We start from the raw sequence: 19,514 nt of genomic DNA, 5'->3' as shown, positions 1-19,514 counted from the left end.
TATCAAAATCCGCTCTGCGTTGCGGCGCCGCGCTTGAATCGCTAGAGTTCGGCAGTCCTTTTGCTCGCTCAACTAATAACATCCAATAGGAGTGTCTTGTGGAAATTGCCTGTCTCGACCTGGAAGGCGTGCTGGTCCCTGAAATCTGGATCGCCTTCGCCGAAAAAACCGGTATTGAATCCCTGCGGGCCACCACCCGTGACATTCCCGACTACGACGTGCTGATGAAGCAGCGTCTGCGCATTCTTGACGAGCATGGGCTCAAACTTGCCGATATCCAGGAAGTGATCGCCACCCTAAAGCCGCTGAACGGTGCCATCGAGTTCGTCAACTGGCTGCGCGAACGCTTCCAGGTGGTGATTCTGTCGGACACCTTCTACGAATTTTCCCAGCCATTGATGCGCCAGCTGGGTTTCCCGACCTTGCTGTGCCACCGCCTGATCACTGATGAGAATGATCGAGTGGTGAGCTATCAACTGCGTCAGAAAGACCCTAAGCGCCAGTCCGTGCTGGCGTTCAAGACCCTTTACTACCGCGTGATCGCCGCTGGCGATTCCTACAATGACACCACGATGTTGGGTGAAGCTGACCGTGGGATTCTGTTTCATGCGCCGGAAAATGTGATTCGCGAGTTCCCGCAGTTCCCGGCGGTGCACACCTTTGAGGACTTGAAGAAAGAGTTTATCAAGGCATCGAATCGGCAGTTGAGCCTGTAATACACCCAGCGTTGTTGATGGCCCCATCGCAGGCAAGCCAGCTCCCACCTGAATGCGGTCAGCCTGTGGGAGCTGGCTTGCCTGCGATGAGGCCCTTGCGGCCACTGACTAACCCCCGGCCAGTAACCGCTCATAGGGAATGCTCAAGCCATCATGCAGCCGCTTGATCATCGACAGGCTCAGCTTGCGCTTGTGGTTCAGCACCTCTGACACCCGCCCACTGGTGCCAATGAAGGGCTCCAGATCACGGGCTGTCATGCCTAATTGCTCCATGCGGAATCTGATCGCCTCCACCGGGTCCGAAGGTGGCATGGGAAAGTGTTCCGCCTCGTACTTCTCGATGAGTACGGCGAGAATTTCCAGTTCGTCACCCTCAGGCGAGCCGATGTCCGCGCCCCAAAGCTGCTCCACACGCGCCAGCGCGGCAGTCAGGTCTTCCTGGGAATGAATAGGTTTGATGTTCATCACACGGTCTCCGCGTTGATCTGGTCGTACTGCATATGGGTTCCCACGAAACGCACGAACCCCAGCTGTCGTTGATAGTCGATCGCCATGATCACTCGATACTTGTTGCCGCCCACGTTGAAAACAACTCTGCCGCTCTTGAGAATGCTCGCCGTTCCAAGCGCTGCCTTGAGTGCCTGTGGCGTTGTGTAAGTGGTCCTCTCCATATGGCGATACAGTTCGACCAGCGGTGTTTTGGCATCGGTATAAGCGCGATGGCTTTCCCAGAATGTCCTTAAGGTAGAGAGGGCGATTATCCGCATCGCTGCTCCCTCCCAATTTGGGAGATGTTAGGTGGGGTTCGTGTGAGATGCAATCCCGGAAATAATTTCTGACGAGTAGGCATTCGCTTCATGTGATCCTTCACAGGTGGCGGGTGGACGGTCTGAGCCGGACGCTATCCGCCCGCTCATACTGCGTCCACAGCCGTTCTGATTCAGGTTTTTTCTGTCGCTGGGCGCCGCGTACGAGCGCCAGGAAAGGCGGGGTGCTACAGGTTTTCCAAAGTGTGTAACAAGACCCGTACTTTGGTCAGCGACTCCTGATACTCCGCCTCCCACTGCGAGTCCGCGACAATTCCGCCGCCGCCCCAGCAGTTCACGTGTCCATCCTTGACCAGCAGACTACGGATGGCGATGGAGCTGTCCATCTCGCCGCGTACATCCAGATACACCAGCGAGCCGCAGTACAAACCGCGTCGGGTCGGCTCCAGCTCATCGATGATCTGCATCGCGCGGATCTTCGGCGCGCCGGTGATGGAGCCGCCAGGGAAGCTGCCGGCGATCAGGTCGAGGGCGTCTTTGTCGTCGGCCAGCACCCCGGTCACGCTGCTCACCAAGTGGTGCACATTGGGGTAGCTTTCCAGGCTGAACAACTCCGGCACCTTCACCGAGCCGGTGCGGCACGTGCGGCCAAGGTCGTTGCGCAGCAGGTCGACAATCATCAGGTTTTCGGCGCGATCCTTGGGGCTGGCCAGGAGTTCGGCGGCGTTGGCAGCATCCTCTTCCGGCGTCAAACCTCGCGGGCGGGTGCCTTTGATCGGGCGGGTCTCCACCTGGCGTTCGCTGATCTGCACGAAGCGTTCCGGCGACAGACTGAGTACCGCGCCGTCATCCGGCAGGCTCTGAAACCCGGAAAACGGCGTAGGGCAGGCCTCTCGCAGCGCGCAATACGCCACCCAGGGATCACCGGCACAGGGCGCGCGAAAACGTTGCGCAAAGTTGACCTGGTAGCAGTCGCCCGCCTGGATGTAGGCCTGGATACGCACGATGGCCTGTCGGTAGGCCTCGGGCGTGAGGTCCGGCGCCATGGGACCGTTCAGCTTGAAGGTGTCAGATGATTCAGCCGTTGGTTGCCCAAACAGGTCGAGCAACCGTAGCCGTTCGCTGTTGGCCAACGCGGGGTGGAATACCAACTGGCTGGTCTGCGCCTGGTGATCGCTGATCAGCGCCCAGGCATACAGCCCGAAGCGCGCATCCGGCAGGTGCAGGTCATCCACGGCCCAATCAGGCAGTTGCTCCAGGTGCCGGCCAAAGTCGTAACTCAAATAGCCAATCAGGCCGCCAGCAAAGGGCAGCGCATAACCTGCCGGCAGCTCCGCTTCGCCTAACTGCGTCAGGTTTGTCCGTAAGCGTTGCAGGAAATCACCGCCACTTTCGTCAGGCGCTACCGTCAAGGTCGCTTGCGGCCAGGCGCTGAGCAGGTCATAACGCCCGCGTTCGGCAGCCGGGCGGCCACTGTCGAGCAGCACGGCGCCAGGGGCATGACGAATCGCCGCAAAGTAGTCGGCGGGGTTGGCCCGGTAGGGCAGCGGGTGTACGGAGCAGGTCGACATTGCAGGGTGGATCAGCTGTTGGCGTGGGGGGGCGATTGTAGTCCCCCCAAAGGGTTTGATCCTAGAGGGGATGTCGGTGATAGCTAGATAGAGGTGTTGCTTGTCAGAAAGCTATCGCGGGCAAGCCAGCTCCCACTGGTTGCTCGTGTTTTCATGTGGGAGCTGGCTTGCCTGCGATGAGGCCATCAGCCTTCTACCGCAGGAATATGCCCAAACATTTCCTGCACAAACTTCACGCGTTCTTCCGCAGTTTCCGTCACGCCAGCCGCTTTGAGTTCGTCCAGTCGCGCTTCCACCGCGTGGGTACGCAAGGTTAAACCGCAGTCATTGGCGATCTGGATATTCAGCCCCGGCCGCGCATTCAGCTCCAGGATCAACGGGCCTTTTTCCTGGTCCAGCACCATGTCCACGCCGATATAGCCCAGCCCGCACAGCTCGTAGCAGCCGGCCGCGAGCTTCATGAACCCGTCCCAGTTGGGCAGCTGCACGCCATCCACCGCGTTGGTGGTGTCGGGGTGTTTGGTAATGATGTTGTTCAGCCAGGTGCCGCGCAGGGTCAGGCCGGTGGCGAGGTCCACGCCCACGCCAATCGCGCCCTGGTGCAGGTTGGCCTTGCCGCCGGACTGGCGGGTCGGCAGGCGCAGCATGGCCATCACCGGGTAGCCCATCAGCACGATAATGCGGATATCCGGCACGCCTTCGTAGCTGATGCTCTTGAAGATCTGGTCGGGCACCACGCGGTATTCGATCAGTGCGCGGTCGCGGTGGCCACCCAGGGAATACAAACCGGTGAGGATGCTGGAGATCTGGTGCTCGATTTCTTCATGGCTGATGATCTTGCCGGACACCGTGCGGTAGCGCCCTTCAAACCGGTCGGCCACCACCAGGATGCCATCACCGCCGGCGCCCTGGGCCGGTTTGATTACGAAGTCGCTGCGCCCGCCGATGATTTCGTCGAGCTTGTCGATTTCCTTCTCGGTGGAAATGACCCCGTACATCTCGGGCACATGGATGCCCGCCGCAATCGCCCGTTCCTTGGTGATGATCTTGTCATCCACGATCGGGTACAGGCTGCGCTTGTTGTACTTGAGCACGTAGTCGGCGTTACGCCGGTTGATGCCCATGATCCCTCGCGCTTCGAGGGCCTTCCAGGTTTTCCAGAAGCCGAACATTACGAATCAGCCTTGAGGAAGGCCTTGAAACGCACCAGCTCGGTGAGGCGATAGCCACGATAGCGACCCATGGCCAGCATGAAACCCACCAGGATCAACAGGATCGCCGGGAAGGTGAACACAAAGTAAACCAGCTCCGGCACGCTCATGATGATGTGCGCCAGGGCAGCGGCGAACAGTGTGCCCACGGCCACTTTCAGCGCATGGTTGGCGCCGCGTTCTTCCCAGGTGATCGACAGACGTTCGATGGTCATGGTCAGAATCACCATCGGGAACAGCGCCACCGACAGCCCGCGTTCCAGGCCCAGCTTGTGGCTGAACAGGCTGATGGCCGCAATCAGCACCACCACAAAGGTCAGCACCACCGAGAGCCTTGGCAGCATCTGCAACTTCAAATGCTCCAGATACGATCTGAGCGACAGGCCCAGCGCGGTGATGATGGTAAACAGCGCAATGCCGAAGCCCAACTGCGTCTCGCGAAACGCCAGGGCGATCAGCACCGGGGTGAAGGTGCCCAGGGTTTGCAGGCCGATCAGGTTGCGCAGGATCAGTATCACCAGCACGCCGATGGGGATCATCACCATGATCATGAAGGTCTGCTGGGTTTGCAGGGGCAAGCCGTACAACGAGTATTCGAGGAAATTGGCGTCGGTGTTTTCGTCGGTCAGCTTGGCCAGGCGAATTGCGTTCATCTCACTGTTGTTCAGGCTGAAGGTCACCATGGCTTTCTTGCCGCCCTCCACCGAAATCAGGTTTTCGTCACCGGTCCACCACAGCAGGCGGTCGGCAGGCAGGCCCTGCTCGCCGGTTTCCGGGTTGAAGTACAGCCAGTCATTGCCGTTGAAGCTGCGCAGCCACAGTTCCGGGGTTTGCGGCTGGTCGGCGACGAGCCGGATAGTGTGGACTTTTTCCACCGGCACATGGGCGATGGACAGCAACAGTTCGACGATCTTGGCTTTGTGCGGCGTGGACGGGTCGCCCGCCAGCAGCAGCTTTACATTGTCGTCGTTGAGGTTGTTGGTGCGCTTGATCGCTTCGGTGATAAAGGTCTCGACGTCGGCCGAATGCTGGCGGATCGGCGCCAGCAGGGCTTCGGCGGCGATTTTTTCCGGGCCTTCGACGGCAATGCTGTCGCGGAAGGTCGGGCCTTTGACCTTGACCTTTTCGCCGCTGTAACGCTTGGTCAACACCAGGCGGTAATACAACGTCTGGTTGCCCTTGGCGCGGCGCGCCGACCAGGTGACCTTGCGGTTGCCATCGGCGCGGTTGACGCTCACGCCGTAGTTATTGGAAATAAAACTCTCGTTAAGGCTGACGAAGTCGCGGCTCAGGGGCGGCACGAACATCGAAATTTTCACCGGGTCCTTGGGGTTGGCGACGAATTCGACCTTGGCGTCGATGTTCCACAAGTCGTCGGTGGCGTCTTCGGTGACGGGGATCCCCAGCACGAAAATCTGGTAAGCGGTGACCGAAATACCCAATACCACCAGGATGGTGATGAGGATTCTCAGGTGCAGGGTCAGAGAGCGCATTCGGTTTACTCGGCGGTATGAGCGTCGGCGGCGCAGGCGGGTTTGCCCGCTGCGTATTTAAGACTGGGGTCGACCAGCGCATCAAAGCGTTTTAACGCTTCGGAGCCGATCAGCAGCGGGTATTGGAAGGCGCTGCGGTCAGTCAAGTTCACTTCGATGCTGCGTAAAGCGGTGCCCATGCAGATATCCAGGGCAATAACTGGGCGGGCGGTGTAGTTCTTGTCCTCATCGGGGTCGTAGTCACCGGCGCGGCGCTTGATCTTGCTGACGCGTGCCAGTGGGCGTTCGATGGGGTGGGAATGGGCGGTGTCGATGGCGAGATAAAAGCGTACCCAGGATTCGCCGTTGCGCTTGAAGCGCTTGATATCGCGGGCGCTCAACGAGGCGGTCTTGGCGCCGGTATCGAGTTTGGCGGCCACTTCCAGGTCGATGCCGGCCAATTTGGCGTATTCATTCAGGCCATACACGGTCTTCTCGGCGGCAACGCCAAGGCCAGGTATGCACAGTAGGCAAACAAGAAGGAAGGGCTTGAGTCTCATAGATCCTGACGCGGTGCAGTGCGATGTTCAATTCAAGGCGACTGGCATTGCTGCGCAAACTCCCTCGTGCGCCGTTTCATCAAGTGATGTCAGGCAAAAGCGGCGGGCATTCTAACATGATGCTTTTCTGGCGCCAGCGCTGGCAGGCGGCCATGCCCCCTGAAGGTGCGGCAAGGGTTATTAGACGATTGTCGACAATGTGTATTTATTCTTTGACTAAGAGGGCTTGATTGGCTAGTTTTTGCGGCATTGCTTTTAAAGGTGTCGACAATATGTTGGATCAGCTGGAAACGCCGGTGGTGGCGCAAGACGATTCCCAGACCATGTCCGAGAACGTTTTCCGGCGTATCCAGGCCGCCATCGTCAAAGGTGAGATCGCTCCCGGCAGCAAAATCTCCGAACCGGAGCTGGCGCGCACTTACGGCATCAGCCGTGGCCCTTTGCGTGAGGCTATCCACCGTCTCGAAGGCCAGCGCCTGCTGGTGCGCGTGCCTCACGTCGGCGCAAGAGTGGTGTCCTTGAGTCATGCCGAGCTGATCGAGCTGTATGAAATCCGCGAATCCCTGGAAGGCATGGCTTGCCGCCTGGCGGCCGAGCGCATGACCGACGCGGAAATCGAAGAGCTGCGCCAGGTGTTGCACACCCATGAGCGCGACGAAGCGTTCCAGGCGGGCCTGGGCTACTACCAGCAAGAGGGCGACTTCGATTTTCATTACCGGATAATTCAAGGCGCCGGTAACCGCACCCTTACCCAAATGCTCTGCGGCGAGCTGTACCAGTTGGTGCGCATGTACCGCATCCAGTTCTCCGCCACCCCTAATCGTCCACGCCAGGCTTTTGCCGAGCATCACCGCATTCTTGACGCGATTGCCGATCGCGACGGTGAACTGGCCGAGTTGTTGATGCGCCGCCATATCGGCGCTTCCAAACGCAATATTGCCCGTCACTTCCCGGACGGCGCTCCTTCATCACGAGGTGAGTCATGAGTTCCAACAATAAAACCACTCCAGGCCAGCGTTTTCGTGACGCCGTCGCCAGTGAACAGCCCTTGCAGGTGGTCGGTGCGATCAACGCCAACCACGCGCTGTTGGCCAAGCGCGCCGGTTTCAAGGCGATTTATCTGTCAGGCGGGGGCGTTGCCGCCGGTTCCCTGGGCGTGCCGGACTTGGGCATCACCGGCCTGGATGACGTACTCACCGACGTACGCCGCATCACCGACGTGTGCGACCTGCCTTTGCTGGTCGACGTCGACACCGGTTTCGGCTCCTCGGCGTTCAACGTGGCGCGCACCGTCAAGTCGATGATCAAGTTCGGCGCCGCCGCCATCCATATCGAAGACCAGGTCGGCGCCAAGCGTTGCGGGCATCGCCCGAACAAAGAAATCGTGTCCCAACAGGAAATGGTCGACCGCATCAAGGCCGCCGTGGACGCACGTACCGACGACAGCTTCGTGATCATGGCGCGCACCGACGCGCTGGCGGTTGAAGGCTTGGAGTCGGCGCTGGAGCGTGCCGCCGCCTGCATCGAAGCCGGCGCCGACATGGTCTTCCCGGAAGCCATCACGGAGCTTGAGATGTACAAGCTCTTCGCGTCAAAGGTAAAGGCCCCGATCCTGGCTAACATCACCGAGTTCGGTGCAACCCCTCTCTATACAGTCGATCAACTGAAATCTGCCGATGTTTCCATCGTGCTGTACCCGCTCTCGGCTTTCCGCGCCATGAACAAGGCCGCCGAGAACGTCTACACCGCGATCCGTCGCGACGGTACGCAACAGAACGTGATCGACACCATGCAAACCCGCATGGAGCTTTACGATCGCATCGACTACCACACCTTCGAGCAGAAGCTCGATGCGCTGTTCGCCGCGAAAAAGTAACGAACGCGCCTCCCTGAATAACTACAAAATTGGAGAAGAACCATGGCTGAAGCAAAAGTACTGAGTGGCGCCGGCCTGCGTGGCCAGGTGGCCGGGCAGACTGCACTGTCCACCGTCGGCCAGGCCGGTGCCGGCTTGACCTATCGCGGCTACGACGTGCGCGAACTGGCCGCCGATGCGCAATTTGAAGAAGTCGCCTACCTGCTGCTCTACGGCGAGTTGCCGAGCAAAACCGAATTGGCCGCTTACAGCGCCAAACTCAGCAAACTGCGCGACCTGCCGCAAGCGCTTAAAGAAGTATTGGAACGCATCCCCGCCGACGCCCACCCGATGGACGTGATGCGCACCGGTTGCTCGTTCCTGGGCAATATCGAACCCGAGAAAGACTTCAGCGCCCAGCACGATGTCACCGACCGCCTGCTGGCCGCTTTCCCGGCGATCATGTGCTACTGGTATCGCTTCAGCCACGACGGCAAGAAGATTGACTGCGTGACCGACGAGCCAAGCATCGGCGGCCACTTCCTGCACCTGCTGCATGGCAAGAAGCCCAGCGCGCTGCATGAAAAAGTCATGAACGTGTCGCTGATCCTCTACGCCGAGCACGAATTCAACGCCTCGACCTTCACCGCCCGCGTGTGTGCTTCAACCCTGTCCGATTTGTATTCCTGCGTGACCGCCGCCATCGGCTCGCTGCGCGGCCCGTTGCATGGCGGCGCCAACGAAGCTGCGATGGAGATGATCGAGCGTTTCGGCTCGGCCGAAGAAGCCGTCGAAGGCACCCTCGGCATGCTGGCGCGCAAAGACAAGATCATGGGGTTTGGCCACGCGATCTACAAAGACAGCGACCCGCGCAATGAAGTGATCAAGGGCTGGGCGAAAAAGCTCGCCGATGAGGTGGGCGACAAGGTGTTGTTCCCGGTTTCGGAGGCTATCGACAAGACCATGTGGGAGCAGAAGAAGTTGTTCCCCAACGCCGACTTCTACCATGCCTCGGCGTACCACTTCATGGGCATCCCGACCAAGCTGTTCACGCCGATCTTTGTGTGCTCGCGCCTGACCGGCTGGGCCGCCCATGTGTTCGAGCAGCGCGCCAATAACCGCATCATCCGCCCAAGCGCCGAGTACATCGGCGTAGAACAGCGCAAGTTCGTGCCAATCGAACGTCGCTGAGTGGGCTGAACCCGGCACATTGGCCAATGTGCTGTTCTGTGGGAGCTGGCTTGCCTGCGATCGCATCACCCTGGTGTACCTGTCACACCGCAGTGATGCCATCGCAGGCAAGCCAGCTCCCACAGAGAGCCAGGCCAGTGTCGACAGTTCGCCTTGTGAACCTACCGTGACCGAGTCCTGACGATGAACACTGAATTTCGCAAACCGCTGCCCGGCAGCCGCCTGGATTTCTTCGACGCCCGCGCGGCTGTCGAGGCAATCACCCCCGGCGCCTACGCCACCTTGCCGTACACCTCGCGCGTACTCGCCGAAAACCTGGTGCGCCGCTGCGATCCGGCCACCCTCAACGCTTCCCTGAGCCAACTGATCGAACGCAAGCGCGACCTCGACTTCCCGTGGTTCCCGGCGCGTGTGGTGTGCCATGACATCCTCGGCCAGACCGCGCTGGTCGACCTCGCCGGCCTGCGCGACGCGATCGCCCTGCAAGGCGGTGACCCGGCGCAGGTCAACCCGGTGGTGCCGACCCAACTGATCGTCGACCACTCCCTGGCCGTCGAAGCCGGTGGTTTTGACCCGCAGGCGTTCGAGAAAAACCGCGCCATCGAAGACCGTCGCAACGAAGACCGTTTTCACTTTATCGAGTGGACCAAAAAGGCCTTCAAGAACGTCGACGTGATCCCGCCGGGCAACGGCATCATGCACCAGATCAACCTGGAGAAGATGTCTCCGGTGATCCAGGTGCGCGATGGCGTGGCCTTCCCCGACACCTGTGTCGGCACCGACAGCCATACCCCGCACGTAGATGCCTTGGGCGTGATTGCCATCGGCGTCGGCGGTCTTGAGGCCGAGAGCGTGATGCTCGGGCGCGCTTCGTGGATGCGTCTGCCGGAAAGCGTCGGCGTCGAGCTGACGGGCAAGCTGCAACCGGGCATCACCGCCACCGACATGGTGCTGGCGCTGACCGAGTTTCTGCGCAAACAGAAAGTCGTGGGTGCCTGGCTGGAGTTCTTCGGCGAAGGCGCTTCGGCACTCACCCTGGGCGACCGCGCGACCATCTCCAACATGGCCCCGGAATACGGCGCTACCGCCGCGATGTTCTACATCGACCAGCAAACCATTGCCTACCTGAAACTCACCGGCCGTGAAGACGAACAAGTCACGCTGGTCGAGCAATACGCCCGCCACACCGGTCTGTGGGCCGATGACCTCAAGGGCGCGCAATACGAGCGTGGCTTGACCTTCGACCTGTCCAGCGTCGTGCGCAACATGGCCGGCCCGAGCAACCCGCATGCGCGCGTGGCGACCAGCGATCTGGCGTCCAAAGGCATCTGCGGTCAGTGGGACGAAGTGCCGGGGCAAATGCCCGACGGCGCGGTAATCATCGCCGCCATTACCAGTTGCACCAACACCAGCAATCCGCGCAACGTGATTGCCGCAGGCTTGCTGGCACGTAATGCCAACCAGCTTGGGCTCACGCGCAAACCGTGGGTCAAATCCTCACTGGCGCCGGGCTCGAAAACCGTGGCCATGTACCTGGAAGAAGCCGGCCTGGGCCATGAGCTGGACAAGCTCGGCTTCGGCGTGGTGGCGTTTGCTTGCACGACTTGCAACGGCATGTCCGGTGCGCTCGACCCGCTGATCCAGCAAGAAATCATCGACCGCGACCTGTACGCCACGGCCGTTTTGTCGGGTAACCGCAACTTCGACGGGCGTATTCACCCGTATGCCAAGCAAGCCTTCCTGGCGTCCCCGCCGCTGGTAGTGGCCTATGCGATTGCCGGTACCATCCGTTTCGACATCGAAAAAGACGTGCTGGGCCTGGATGCTGACGGCAAGGAAATCCGCCTGAAAGACATCTGGCCGAGCGACGAAGAAATCGACGCTGTGGTCAAGGCCTCGGTCAAGCCGGAGCAGTTCCGCGCCGTTTATATCCCGATGTTCGCGATCCACGAAGACACCGGCCCCAAAGTCGCGCCGCTGTACGACTGGCGCCCGCAAAGTACCTATATCCGTCGCCCACCGTACTGGGAAGGTGCGTTGGCCGGTGCGCGGCCGCTCAAGGGCATGCGCCCGCTGGCGGTGCTGCCGGACAACATCACCACCGACCACCTGTCGCCGTCCAACGCGATCATGCTGGACAGCGCCGCGGGCGAATACCTGGCGAAAATGGGCCTGCCGGAAGTCGACTTCAACTCTTACGCGACCCATCGCGGCGACCACTTGACCGCCCAGCGCGCAACCTTCGCCAACCCGAAACTGTTCAACGAAATGGTGCTGGAAAACGGCAAGGTCAAGCAGGGTTCCCTGGCGCGTATCGAGCCCGAAGGCCAGGTCACGCGGATGTGGGAAGCCATCGAAACCTACATGGAGCGCAAGCAACCGCTGATCATCATCGCCGGCGCCGACTATGGCCAAGGCTCTTCTCGCGACTGGGCGGCCAAAGGCGTGCGCCTGGCCGGGGTGGAGGCGATTGCCGCCGAAGGGTTCGAGCGCATCCACCGCACCAACCTGGTGGGCATGGGCGTGTTGCCGCTGGAGTTTTTACCGGGCACCGACCGCCACACACTGAAGATCGACGGCAGCGAAACCTATGACGTGGTCGGCCAACGCACCCCGCGTGCGCAACTGACGCTGGTGATCAATCGCAAGAATGGCGAACGTGTCGAAGTGCCGGTGACATGCCGCCTGGACACCGCCGAAGAAGTGTCGATCTACGAGGCGGGTGGTGTGTTGCAACGTTTCGCCCAGGACTTCCTGGAATCGGCGGCGACCGCTTAAGGGGATAACCATGGCACATGCAGCGCAAATCAAGATCCCCGCCACCTACATGCGTGGCGGTACCAGCAAGGGCGTGTTTTTCAGCCTCAAGGACCTGCCCGAATCGGCGCAGGTGCCGGGTGCTGCTCGCGATGCCTTGCTGTTGCGGGTCATCGGCAGCCCCGATCCTTACGACAAGCAAATCGACGGCATGGGCGGTGCAACCTCCAGCACCAGCAAAACCGTGATCCTGGCCAAAAGCACCCGCGCCGATCACGACGTGGACTATCTGTTTGGCCAGGTCTCGATCGACAAGCCGTTTGTCGACTGGAGCGGCAACTGCGGCAACCTGTCGGCGGCGGTGGGTTCGTTTGCCATTAGCGCCGGCCTGGTTGACCCGGCCCGCGTGCCGCATAACGGTGTGGCGGTGGTGCGGGTGTGGCAGGCCAATATCGGCAAGACCATCATCGCTCACGTGCCGATCACCGACGGCGCGGTGCAGGAAACCGGTGACTTTGAGCTCGACGGCGTGACCTTTCCGGCCGCCGAAGTGCAGCTGGAGTTCATGGACCCGGCAGCGGAAGAAGAGGGCGGCGGTGGCTCGATGTTTCCCACCGGCAACCTGATCGACGACCTCGAAGTGCCGGGTGTCGGCACCTTCAAGGCGACGCTGATCAACGCCGGCATCCCGACCATTTTCATCAACGCTGAAGACCTCGGCTACACCGGCACCGAGCTGCAAGGCGCGGTCAACAGCGACCCGAAAGCATTGGCGATGTTCGAGACCGTGAGGGCCTATGGCGCGTTGCGCATGGGCCTGATCAAACACCTGGACGAAGCCGCCCAGCGCCAGCACACGCCGAAGGTCGCTTTTGTGGCCAAACCTCTGGATTACGTGGCGTCCAGTGGCAAGGCAATCAAGGCCGGTGATGTGGATTTGCTGGTACGCGCACTGTCCATGGGCAAGCTGCACCACGCGATGATGGGCACGGCGGCGGTGGCGATTGGCACGGCGGCGGCGATTTCCGGCACCCTGGTCAACCTCGCGGCCGGTGGTGTGGAGCGCAACGCGGTGCGGTTCGGGCACCCGTCCGGCACTTTGCGCGTGGGCGCCGAGGCCACCCAGGTAAACGGCGAATGGGTGGTGAAAAAAGCCATCATGAGCCGCAGCGCACGGGTGCTGATGGAAGGTTTCGTGCGCGTCCCCGGCGACGCGTTCTAACCTTTGCGGGAGCTGGCTTGTGTGGGAGCTGGCTTGCCTGCGATGGCATCACCTCTGTGTTTCAGATGAACCGAGGTGATGCCATCGCGGGCAAGCCCGGCTCCCACAGGTGATTCTCTATTTCAAGGCAGACACCCAAGATCTGCTTTCCAATAACCGTGAGCCCGAGGACTAACCCCAACCCACTTTGGAGTACTGCCATGAGCGCCAACGTCGACCAGAACAACCGCCCCGACTACGACCAGGTCCTGCAGGACATTGCCGACTATGTCCTCAACTACCGCATCGATTCCCGGGACGCCCTGGACACCGCCCGCAACTGCCTGATGGATACCCTCGGCTGCGGCCTGCTGGCCCTGCGCTTCCCCGAGTGCACCAAGCACCTGGGGCCGATAGTCGAGGGCACCGTCGTGCCGTTCGGCGCGCGTGTGCCGGGTACCTCATTGCGCCTGGACCCGGTCAAGGCCGCCTGGGACATTGGCTGCATCGTGCGCTGGCTCGACTACAACGACACCTGGCTCGCCGCCGAATGGGGCCACCCTTCGGATAACCTCGGCGGTATCCTCGCCGTGGCCGATCACGAGTCGCAAAAACGTGTGGCCAACGGCGACGCACCACTGACCGTGCGTGCAGTGCTGGAAGCGATGATCATGGCCCACGAAATCCAGGGCGTGATTGCCCTCGAAAACTCCTTCAACCGCGTCGGCCTCGATCATGTGTTGCTGGTAAAAGTCGCCTCCACGGCGGTCACCGCCAAGCTGATGGGCGCCAACCGTGAACAGCTGCTGTCGGCGTTGTCCCACGCCTTTGTCGATGGGCAGGCGCTGCGCACCTATCGCCACGCACCCAATGCCGGTTCGCGCAAATCCTGGGCGGCCGGGGATGCATCGAGCCGTGGCGTGCGCCTGGCCGATATCGCAATGCGCGGCGAGATGGGCATACCCGGTGTGCTGAGCGCGCCGCAATGGGGTTTTTATGACGTGCTGTTCAGCCACACCAACAAAGACCTCGCACTCAAGCCTGAGGACAAGCGTGGGTTCAGCCTGCCCCAGCCTTATGGCACCTATGTGATGGAAAACGTGTTGTTCAAGATCAGCTTCCCGGCCGAGTTCCATGCGCAAACGGCCTGTGAAGCGGCGGTGACCTTGCACCCGCTGGTCAAGGATCGTCTGCATGAAATCGAACGCATCGTGATCACCACCCACGAGTCGGCGATTCGCATCATTTCCAAAGTCGGGAAACTCGCCAATGCCGCCGACCGCGACCACTGCCTGCAATACATGACCGCGGTACCGTTGGCGTTCGGCAATCTGGTGGCCGAGCAGTACGAGGATGAATTCCACGCGGCGCACCCGATCATCGATGAGCTGCGCGAAAAGATGGAGATCGTTGAGGACGTGCGCTACAGCCGCGAATACCTGGAGGCCGACAAGCGCTCCATTGCCAATGCCGTGCAGGTGTTTTTCAAAGACGGTACCCACACCGAGCGGGTTGCGGTGGAATACCCGATTGGGCATCGCCGCCGTCGGGTGGATGGCATCCCATTACTGGAGGACAAGTTCAAAGCCAACCTGGCCACGCGGTTTACCGCGCAGCGTAGTGGCGAGATTTTTGCGTTGTGCAAGGATCAGGCGCGGCTTGAGGCCACGCCGGTGAATCGGTTTGTGGACCTGTTTGTGATCTGACAAACGCCCAAAAACTAATGTGGGAGCTGGCTTGTGTGGGAGCTGGCTTGTCGAATCGTCGCACCGCTGCGATAGCATCACCTCGGTGTAGCTCAAAGACCGAGTTGTCTGCATCGCAGGCAAGCCAGCTCCCACATGGGTTCGGTGTTGCTCAATAGAAAATGGTCGACTTCACGCCATTACATACTGCCTTCCACGTCATCCAGGCTAAACGTCTCGGTATGGTCGTCATACGAAAAAATCTCCGCATAACGCCCCCACGCAATCACGCTTTCGAGGGTTTTTTCCACGAACGCTTCGGTCATCGAGTCTTCCAGCTCCTGCTCGAAACGCACCCGTGGCGCACGATGCCCGCTGCGCTCAAGCAACACCTGATGAATTCGCGCGGCCAGCGGCACGTGTTTGATCAAATGCTCGGCGAACAGGGTTTTGCGTTCTTGGGTGCCGTAGTCGGCGAACAGCTTGCCGGCGTCGGTGAGGGTGATGTCGGCGCCCTTGAGTTCAGCGAAGCCCAAATGCTCGAGCATCTCGGCCACCGGGAACAGGTCATCGACTTCCAGCAAGCGCCGTTCGGCCACGGTGGGCAAACCGGCGTGGCCGTTGTAAGGCTCGGCGGCCAGGGTTTCGATCAGGCCGGCCATCAGGTTGGTGGACACCTCCGGCAGCAGGCTGCCCATTTTCAGCTCGGGTATGCCACGGCTGGCGTCGGCGCTGCGCCGGTCGGTCATCAGCGCGTAAATGTCATCGACCATTTGCCGGAACGTCGGGTCCAGGCGGTTGCGCGGGTGCGCGAACGGCACTTTGATCTCTGCGACCACGCGGCCGGGGTTGGATGACAGCACCAGGATGCGGTCGCACATCAGCACTGCTTCTTCAATGTTGTGGGTCACGATCAGGATCGACTTGATCGGTAACTGCTTGCCGCTCCACAAGTCCAGCAGGTCGGTACGCAGGGTTTCGGCGGTGAGCACGTCGAGGGCCGAGAAGGGTTCGTCCATCAGCAACAACGTCGGGTTGACCACCAGGCCACGGGCAAACCCCACGCGCTGGCGCATGCCGCCGGACAGCTCGCGCGGGTAGGCGTTTTCAAAGCCGTCGAGGCCGATCAAGTCGATGGCCGCCAGGGCGCGCCGGCGGGTTTCCTTGCGCTCGACTTGCAAGGCTTGCAGGCCGGCTTCGACGTTTTCCAGCACGGTCAGCCAGGGGAACAGCGCAAAGGTCTGGAACACCATGGCCACGCCTTCGGCCGGGCCGTTGAGCGGCGCGCCGTTGTAGCGGACTTCGCCGGAGGACGGCTGGATCAGCCCGGCGATAATGCGCAGCAAGGTGGATTTGCCCGAGCCGGAGCGACCAAGCATGCCGACGATCTCGCCTTCGTGCAGGCTCAGGTCGACGCCGCTGAGCACTTGCAGCTCGTCTTTACCTTTGCCGAACACCCGGTTGACGTTTTTCAGCGAGTAGATTTGCGGGGTATCGGCAGTGTTTTCGGTGTAGGTAGTCATCACAGCGAATCCCATCAATTCAGACGAAGTTTGTTTTCAGCGATGGCGTACATCGGCCGCCAGACCGCGCGGTTGAACGCCACCACGAAAATCGACATCACCACCACGCCCAGCGCAATTTTCGGAAAGTCGCCGGCGGCGGTGGTTTGCGCGATGTAGGCGCCCAGCCCATGGGCGACCACGTTGTCCTGGCCCCAGGACACGTACTCGGACACGATGCTGGCGTTCCAGGCACCGCCCGAGGCAGTAATGGCGCCGGTGACGTAATAGGGGAAGATCCCCGGCAGCATCACCTTGCGCCACCATAGCCAGCCGCGAATACGGAAATTGGCGGCGGCTTCCTTGAAGTCATTGGGGAAGGCACTGGCGCCGGCAATCACGTTGAACAGGATGTACCACTGGGTGCCCAGCACGATCAGCGGGCTCAGCCAGATATCCGGGTTGAGGTTGTAGTGCAGGATCACGATCACAAATACCGGGAACAACAGGTTCGCCGGGAAGGCCGCAAGAAACTGCGCCAACGGCTGGATTTTTTCCGCCAGCGCAGGGCGCAAGCCGATCATCACGCCCAACGGCACCCAGATCAGCGAGGCGATCAGGATCAGCCCGGCCACCCGCAGCAAGGTGATCAGGCCCAGTACAAAGACATGGCCGACTTCGGCGAAGGTCACTTCGGTGCCGACGTATTGCACGATGTGGTACAGCGCATACGCGGCCAGCAGTGCAATCAGCGTGCCCCACACCCAGTCGATCACTTTTGACGCCGCCGGTGTTTCAGCCGGCAATGCCTTGAACGCGCCGCCCGCCAGGCTGAAGCGTTTGTTGCCGATCCGGCTGAAGGCACGGGTGATGGGGCGCAGGATGCGCTGCACGATGCGCGTGCGCTGGATCAGGTTCAACAGCCAGGATTGTGGCGCCGCGCCCTGGGACGCGGTGGTTTCCATGCGGAACTTGTCAGCCCAGGCCACCAGCGGGCGGAACAGCAACTGGTCGTACAGCAGGATCACCACAATCATCGCCAAAATCACGTAACCCACGGCGTGCAGGTCTTTCTGAGCGATCGCCAAGGCCAGGTACGAACCTACGCCCGGCAGCGTGATGGTCTTGTCGCCGACGGTGATGGCTTCGGAAGCCACCACGAAGAACCAGCCGCCGGACATGCTCATCATCATGTTCCACACCAGCCCCGGCATGGCGAATGGCACGTCGAGCTTCCAGAATTTCTGCCAGCCGGAAAGCCGCAGGTTGGTCGACACCTCCACCAAGTCGTGGGGCAGCATGCGCAGCGACTGATAGAAGCTGAACGTCATGTTCCAGGCCTGGCTGGTGAAGATCGCAAAGATCGCCGCGAGCTCGGCGCCGAGTACGCGCCCGGGGAACAGCAGCAGGAAGAACGTCACCGTGAATGAGATGTAGCCGAGCACCGGCACCGATTGCAGGATATCGAGCACCGGCACCAGCAGCTTTTCAGCGCGCCGGCTTTTGGCCGCCAGGGTGCCGTACAGCAAGGTGAACACCAGCGCCGCGACCATGGCCGCGAGCATGCGCATCGTGGTGCGCATCGCGTATTCCGGCAGGTTGGCCGGGTCCAGGGAAATGACTTCACTCTGCAACGTGGCGATGGGCGCCCAGGTTTCCCGGGCCGTGAGGGAGAAAAACAGCAGAAAGCCGATCACCAGCGGCAGCGCGACCAGGTCCCAGCGGTTGGGTAGCAAGCGCAGGGTGGATGCCGGCAGGTAATCGCGGAACACTTTGTTCATATGCATTCAGTCCGGCAGCGTTCAGGTTCAGGGGCGTAATGGGGGTGAGCTTAGCTGCTGCACGAATGCCCCACCGAGAAGGGCGGGCGCTGTGTTCGTGAGTCAGGGGCAACGAGACGTTGCAGGCGGGATTGTACGTTTCTGAATGTTACAAGCGCATAAATTTGCTGTCAGTTTCCTGTACGAACTGCGGCTTGGGCATCCGTTTTGCGTGCGCTGATCAACCTTCAGGAAAAGGCTGATAGCGCTGCCGACACAATTAGCTACCCACACACCCTGTATTCCAGGAACCGCTTTCAGATAAATGCCAATCAATGGGACAGATCGCTTGCCGCAGCAAGTCTCTGCCAACCCACCACTCAGCATTATCTGGATTTGAGAAAGCATCCTATGATTAGCGTAAATACCCCGCCACAAACGAACTACCCTGTGGGCTACGAACCGTCTCAGCATTCGAAGCCGCCCCGTCAGGAAAGCAAGGCCGATACCTCAAGCGATGTCGGCACACAGGGCGAAGCTGCAGCTCCTCGGCCCCCCATGACGCCAGAGCAGCGCGGTCAGTTATCGAGCCACAACACCCTCGTTAACCCGCCGCAATCGCAAAAGGTCGGGCCACAGAACGAGACCCTGGAATTGGTGGGTAAAAATAACCAGCTCCTGATCGACTTCAAGGCGTTTATCACCGAATGCCAGGAGAAAATCGTCAAACTCAAAAACGAAATTGTCGAACTGCGTGAGCAACTGTGTGCTCCGCGCAAAGGCGCAGACGAGGCCCCCGTCAAACTGCCTCAAACATCTCAAGAGCCGGTTAACCATGTTGTTCAGGACGCTCAGACACCTGAAGTTGTCCAGAATCAAGATCTTGAGGAGCCACTCAAGCTGAATACGCAGTTGCGCGCAGATATCGGCAGGCTGATGCAGCAGATGACGGAGGCCGTTGAAGCGTTGGGCAAGGAGCTTAAAAGTATGACTGAGCACGTCAAGAAGGCGACCAAACCTGAAATCCAGACGCCAACGGCGCCGGCGGATGAGTCCACTATGACCACCAGCGATGCCCCGGCAGATCCGACCAACGAGTCACCCACGCAGTCGGTGCCCACCGCTGAGCAGTTCAGGGTGGACAACGCTAATATCGAAGCGGGTATTGCTGAGATGAAGTCCTACTACAGCACACAAATTTCAATGCTTGAGGAACAGGTTCAGGTGTTGAAAAAACACCTCAATGAGGCGAAGCAGTAGGGCTTA

At 60.5% G+C, this 19,514-nt stretch carries 16 protein-coding genes; 8 read left to right on the top strand and 8 right to left on the bottom strand.

Translation table 11 applies throughout. The features are described from left to right. Positions 1-98 precede the first annotated feature (98 nt). The gene (gene thrH, locus PSH96_RS21500) at positions 99-716 is read left to right on the top strand and encodes a bifunctional phosphoserine phosphatase/homoserine phosphotransferase ThrH (protein WP_305454917.1); all 618 of its coding nucleotides are present in this window, start codon (positions 99-101) and stop codon (positions 714-716) included. A gap of 108 nt (positions 717-824) precedes the next feature. Here the strand turns inward: thrH and PSH96_RS21495 are convergent, their stop codons facing one another. The 6 genes from PSH96_RS21495 to PSH96_RS21470 all read right to left on the bottom strand — a co-directional run bounded on the left by PSH96_RS21495 (position 825) and on the right by PSH96_RS21470 (position 6,297). Next, positions 825-1,181, bottom strand: coding sequence for a type II toxin-antitoxin system HigA family antitoxin (locus PSH96_RS21495; RefSeq protein ID WP_305454916.1), 357 nt, complete (start codon positions 1,179-1,181; stop codon positions 825-827). Continuing rightward, on the bottom strand, positions 1,181-1,483 hold the full coding sequence (locus PSH96_RS21490; RefSeq protein ID WP_305454914.1) for a type II toxin-antitoxin system HigB family toxin: 303 nt from the start codon (positions 1,481-1,483) through the stop codon (positions 1,181-1,183). Before PSH96_RS21490 ends, PSH96_RS21495 begins: the two co-directional genes overlap by 1 nt. Positions 1,484-1,710: 227 nt before the next feature. Then, entirely contained in the window at positions 1,711-3,054 is a 1,344-nt protein-coding gene (gene pabB / locus PSH96_RS21485) for an aminodeoxychorismate synthase component I (RefSeq protein ID WP_305454913.1), read from the bottom strand. Between the two features lie 185 nt (positions 3,055-3,239). After that, positions 3,240-4,226, bottom strand: a complete 987-nt coding sequence (locus PSH96_RS21480; protein ID WP_065929897.1) for an alpha-L-glutamate ligase-like protein — start codon at positions 4,224-4,226, stop codon at positions 3,240-3,242. Continuing rightward, on the bottom strand, positions 4,226-5,758 hold the full coding sequence (locus PSH96_RS21475) for an inactive transglutaminase family protein (RefSeq protein ID WP_056861580.1): 1,533 nt from the start codon (positions 5,756-5,758) through the stop codon (positions 4,226-4,228). The genes PSH96_RS21480 and PSH96_RS21475 overlap by 1 nt, the downstream gene beginning before the upstream one ends. 5 nt (positions 5,759-5,763) lie before the next feature. After that, entirely contained in the window at positions 5,764-6,297 is a 534-nt protein-coding gene (locus tag PSH96_RS21470) for an ATP-dependent zinc protease (RefSeq protein WP_305454912.1), read from the bottom strand. A 272-nt stretch (positions 6,298-6,569) separates the two neighbouring features. Here PSH96_RS21470 and PSH96_RS21465 point away from each other — a divergent pair, with 272 nt between their 5' ends. The 6 genes from PSH96_RS21465 to prpD all read left to right on the top strand — a co-directional run bounded on the left by PSH96_RS21465 (position 6,570) and on the right by prpD (position 15,007). Then, positions 6,570-7,283, top strand: a complete 714-nt coding sequence (locus tag PSH96_RS21465; RefSeq protein WP_056861578.1) for a GntR family transcriptional regulator — start codon at positions 6,570-6,572, stop codon at positions 7,281-7,283. After that, entirely contained in the window at positions 7,280-8,173 is an 894-nt protein-coding gene (gene prpB, locus PSH96_RS21460) for a methylisocitrate lyase (RefSeq protein ID WP_017134742.1), read from the top strand. Before PSH96_RS21465 ends, prpB begins: the two co-directional genes overlap by 4 nt. A 42-nt stretch (positions 8,174-8,215) precedes the next feature. Further along, the gene (prpC, locus tag PSH96_RS21455) at positions 8,216-9,343 is read left to right on the top strand and encodes a 2-methylcitrate synthase (protein WP_017134743.1); all 1,128 of its coding nucleotides are present in this window, start codon (positions 8,216-8,218) and stop codon (positions 9,341-9,343) included. 183 nt (positions 9,344-9,526) lie between these two features. Continuing rightward, a complete protein-coding gene (acnD, locus tag PSH96_RS21450) occupies positions 9,527-12,121 on the top strand; it encodes a Fe/S-dependent 2-methylisocitrate dehydratase AcnD (protein ID WP_305454911.1) in 2,595 nt (864 codons plus the stop codon). Between the two features lie 10 nt (positions 12,122-12,131). After that, positions 12,132-13,322 (top strand): 2-methylaconitate cis-trans isomerase PrpF, encoded by a 1,191-nt coding sequence (gene prpF, locus PSH96_RS21445; protein WP_065929892.1) that lies wholly within the window; start codon positions 12,132-12,134, stop codon positions 13,320-13,322. A gap of 200 nt (positions 13,323-13,522) precedes the next feature. Next, positions 13,523-15,007, top strand: coding sequence for a 2-methylcitrate dehydratase (gene prpD / locus PSH96_RS21440; RefSeq protein ID WP_305454910.1), 1,485 nt, complete (start codon positions 13,523-13,525; stop codon positions 15,005-15,007). Between the two features lie 179 nt (positions 15,008-15,186). On the opposite strand, the gene PSH96_RS21435 is transcribed toward prpD, so the two are convergent. Both PSH96_RS21435 and PSH96_RS21430 read right to left on the bottom strand, forming a co-directional pair. Beyond that, positions 15,187-16,509 carry an AAA-associated domain-containing protein gene (locus PSH96_RS21435; protein WP_065929890.1) on the bottom strand — a complete coding sequence of 441 codons (1,323 nt, stop codon included), beginning with the start codon at positions 16,507-16,509 and terminating at the stop codon, positions 15,187-15,189. A gap of 14 nt (positions 16,510-16,523) precedes the next feature. After that, positions 16,524-18,269: an ABC transporter permease subunit gene (locus PSH96_RS21430; protein ID WP_056861573.1), complete on the bottom strand. Its 1,746-nt coding sequence runs from the start codon at positions 18,267-18,269 to the stop codon at positions 16,524-16,526. 207 nt (positions 18,270-18,476) lie between these two features. Between PSH96_RS21430 and PSH96_RS21425 the strand changes: the two genes are divergently transcribed. Continuing rightward, positions 18,477-19,508: a hypothetical protein gene (locus PSH96_RS21425; RefSeq protein WP_305454909.1), complete on the top strand. Its 1,032-nt coding sequence runs from the start codon at positions 18,477-18,479 to the stop codon at positions 19,506-19,508. Positions 19,509-19,514 lie beyond the last annotated feature (6 nt).

The organism is Pseudomonas sp. FP2338 (assembly GCF_030687515.1).
GTDB classification, from domain to species: Bacteria; Pseudomonadota; Gammaproteobacteria; order Pseudomonadales; family Pseudomonadaceae; genus Aquipseudomonas; species Aquipseudomonas salomonii.
Note: the sequence above shows the minus strand (reverse complement) of the source record. Positions and strands in the feature narration are given on the sequence as shown.

What these genes read in the sequence shown, in the direction of transcription:
- PSH96_RS21495 (WP_305454916.1), bottom strand. Translation starts at nt 1,181, where the DNA reads ATGAACATCAAACCTATTCATTCCCAGGAAGACCTGACTGCCGCGCTG.
- PSH96_RS21465 (WP_056861578.1), top strand. Translation starts at nt 6,570, where the DNA reads ATGTTGGATCAGCTGGAAACGCCGGTGGTGGCGCAAGACGATTCCCAG.
- prpD (WP_305454910.1), top strand. Translation starts at nt 13,523, where the DNA reads ATGAGCGCCAACGTCGACCAGAACAACCGCCCCGACTACGACCAGGTC.
- acnD (WP_305454911.1), top strand. Translation starts at nt 9,527, where the DNA reads ATGAACACTGAATTTCGCAAACCGCTGCCCGGCAGCCGCCTGGATTTC.
- PSH96_RS21475 (WP_056861580.1), bottom strand. Translation starts at nt 5,758, where the DNA reads ATGCGCTCTCTGACCCTGCACCTGAGAATCCTCATCACCATCCTGGTG.
- prpB (WP_017134742.1), top strand. Translation starts at nt 7,280, where the DNA reads ATGAGTTCCAACAATAAAACCACTCCAGGCCAGCGTTTTCGTGACGCC.
- PSH96_RS21430 (WP_056861573.1), bottom strand. Translation starts at nt 18,269, where the DNA reads ATGAACAAAGTGTTCCGCGATTACCTGCCGGCATCCACCCTGCGCTTG.
- pabB (WP_305454913.1), bottom strand. Translation starts at nt 3,054, where the DNA reads ATGTCGACCTGCTCCGTACACCCGCTGCCCTACCGGGCCAACCCCGCC.
- PSH96_RS21490 (WP_305454914.1), bottom strand. Translation starts at nt 1,483, where the DNA reads ATGCGGATAATCGCCCTCTCTACCTTAAGGACATTCTGGGAAAGCCAT.
- prpF (WP_065929892.1), top strand. Translation starts at nt 12,132, where the DNA reads ATGGCACATGCAGCGCAAATCAAGATCCCCGCCACCTACATGCGTGGC.
- prpC (WP_017134743.1), top strand. Translation starts at nt 8,216, where the DNA reads ATGGCTGAAGCAAAAGTACTGAGTGGCGCCGGCCTGCGTGGCCAGGTG.
- PSH96_RS21435 (WP_065929890.1), bottom strand. Translation starts at nt 16,509, where the DNA reads ATGACTACCTACACCGAAAACACTGCCGATACCCCGCAAATCTACTCG.
- PSH96_RS21480 (WP_065929897.1), bottom strand. Translation starts at nt 4,226, where the DNA reads ATGTTCGGCTTCTGGAAAACCTGGAAGGCCCTCGAAGCGCGAGGGATC.
- PSH96_RS21470 (WP_305454912.1), bottom strand. Translation starts at nt 6,297, where the DNA reads ATGAGACTCAAGCCCTTCCTTCTTGTTTGCCTACTGTGCATACCTGGC.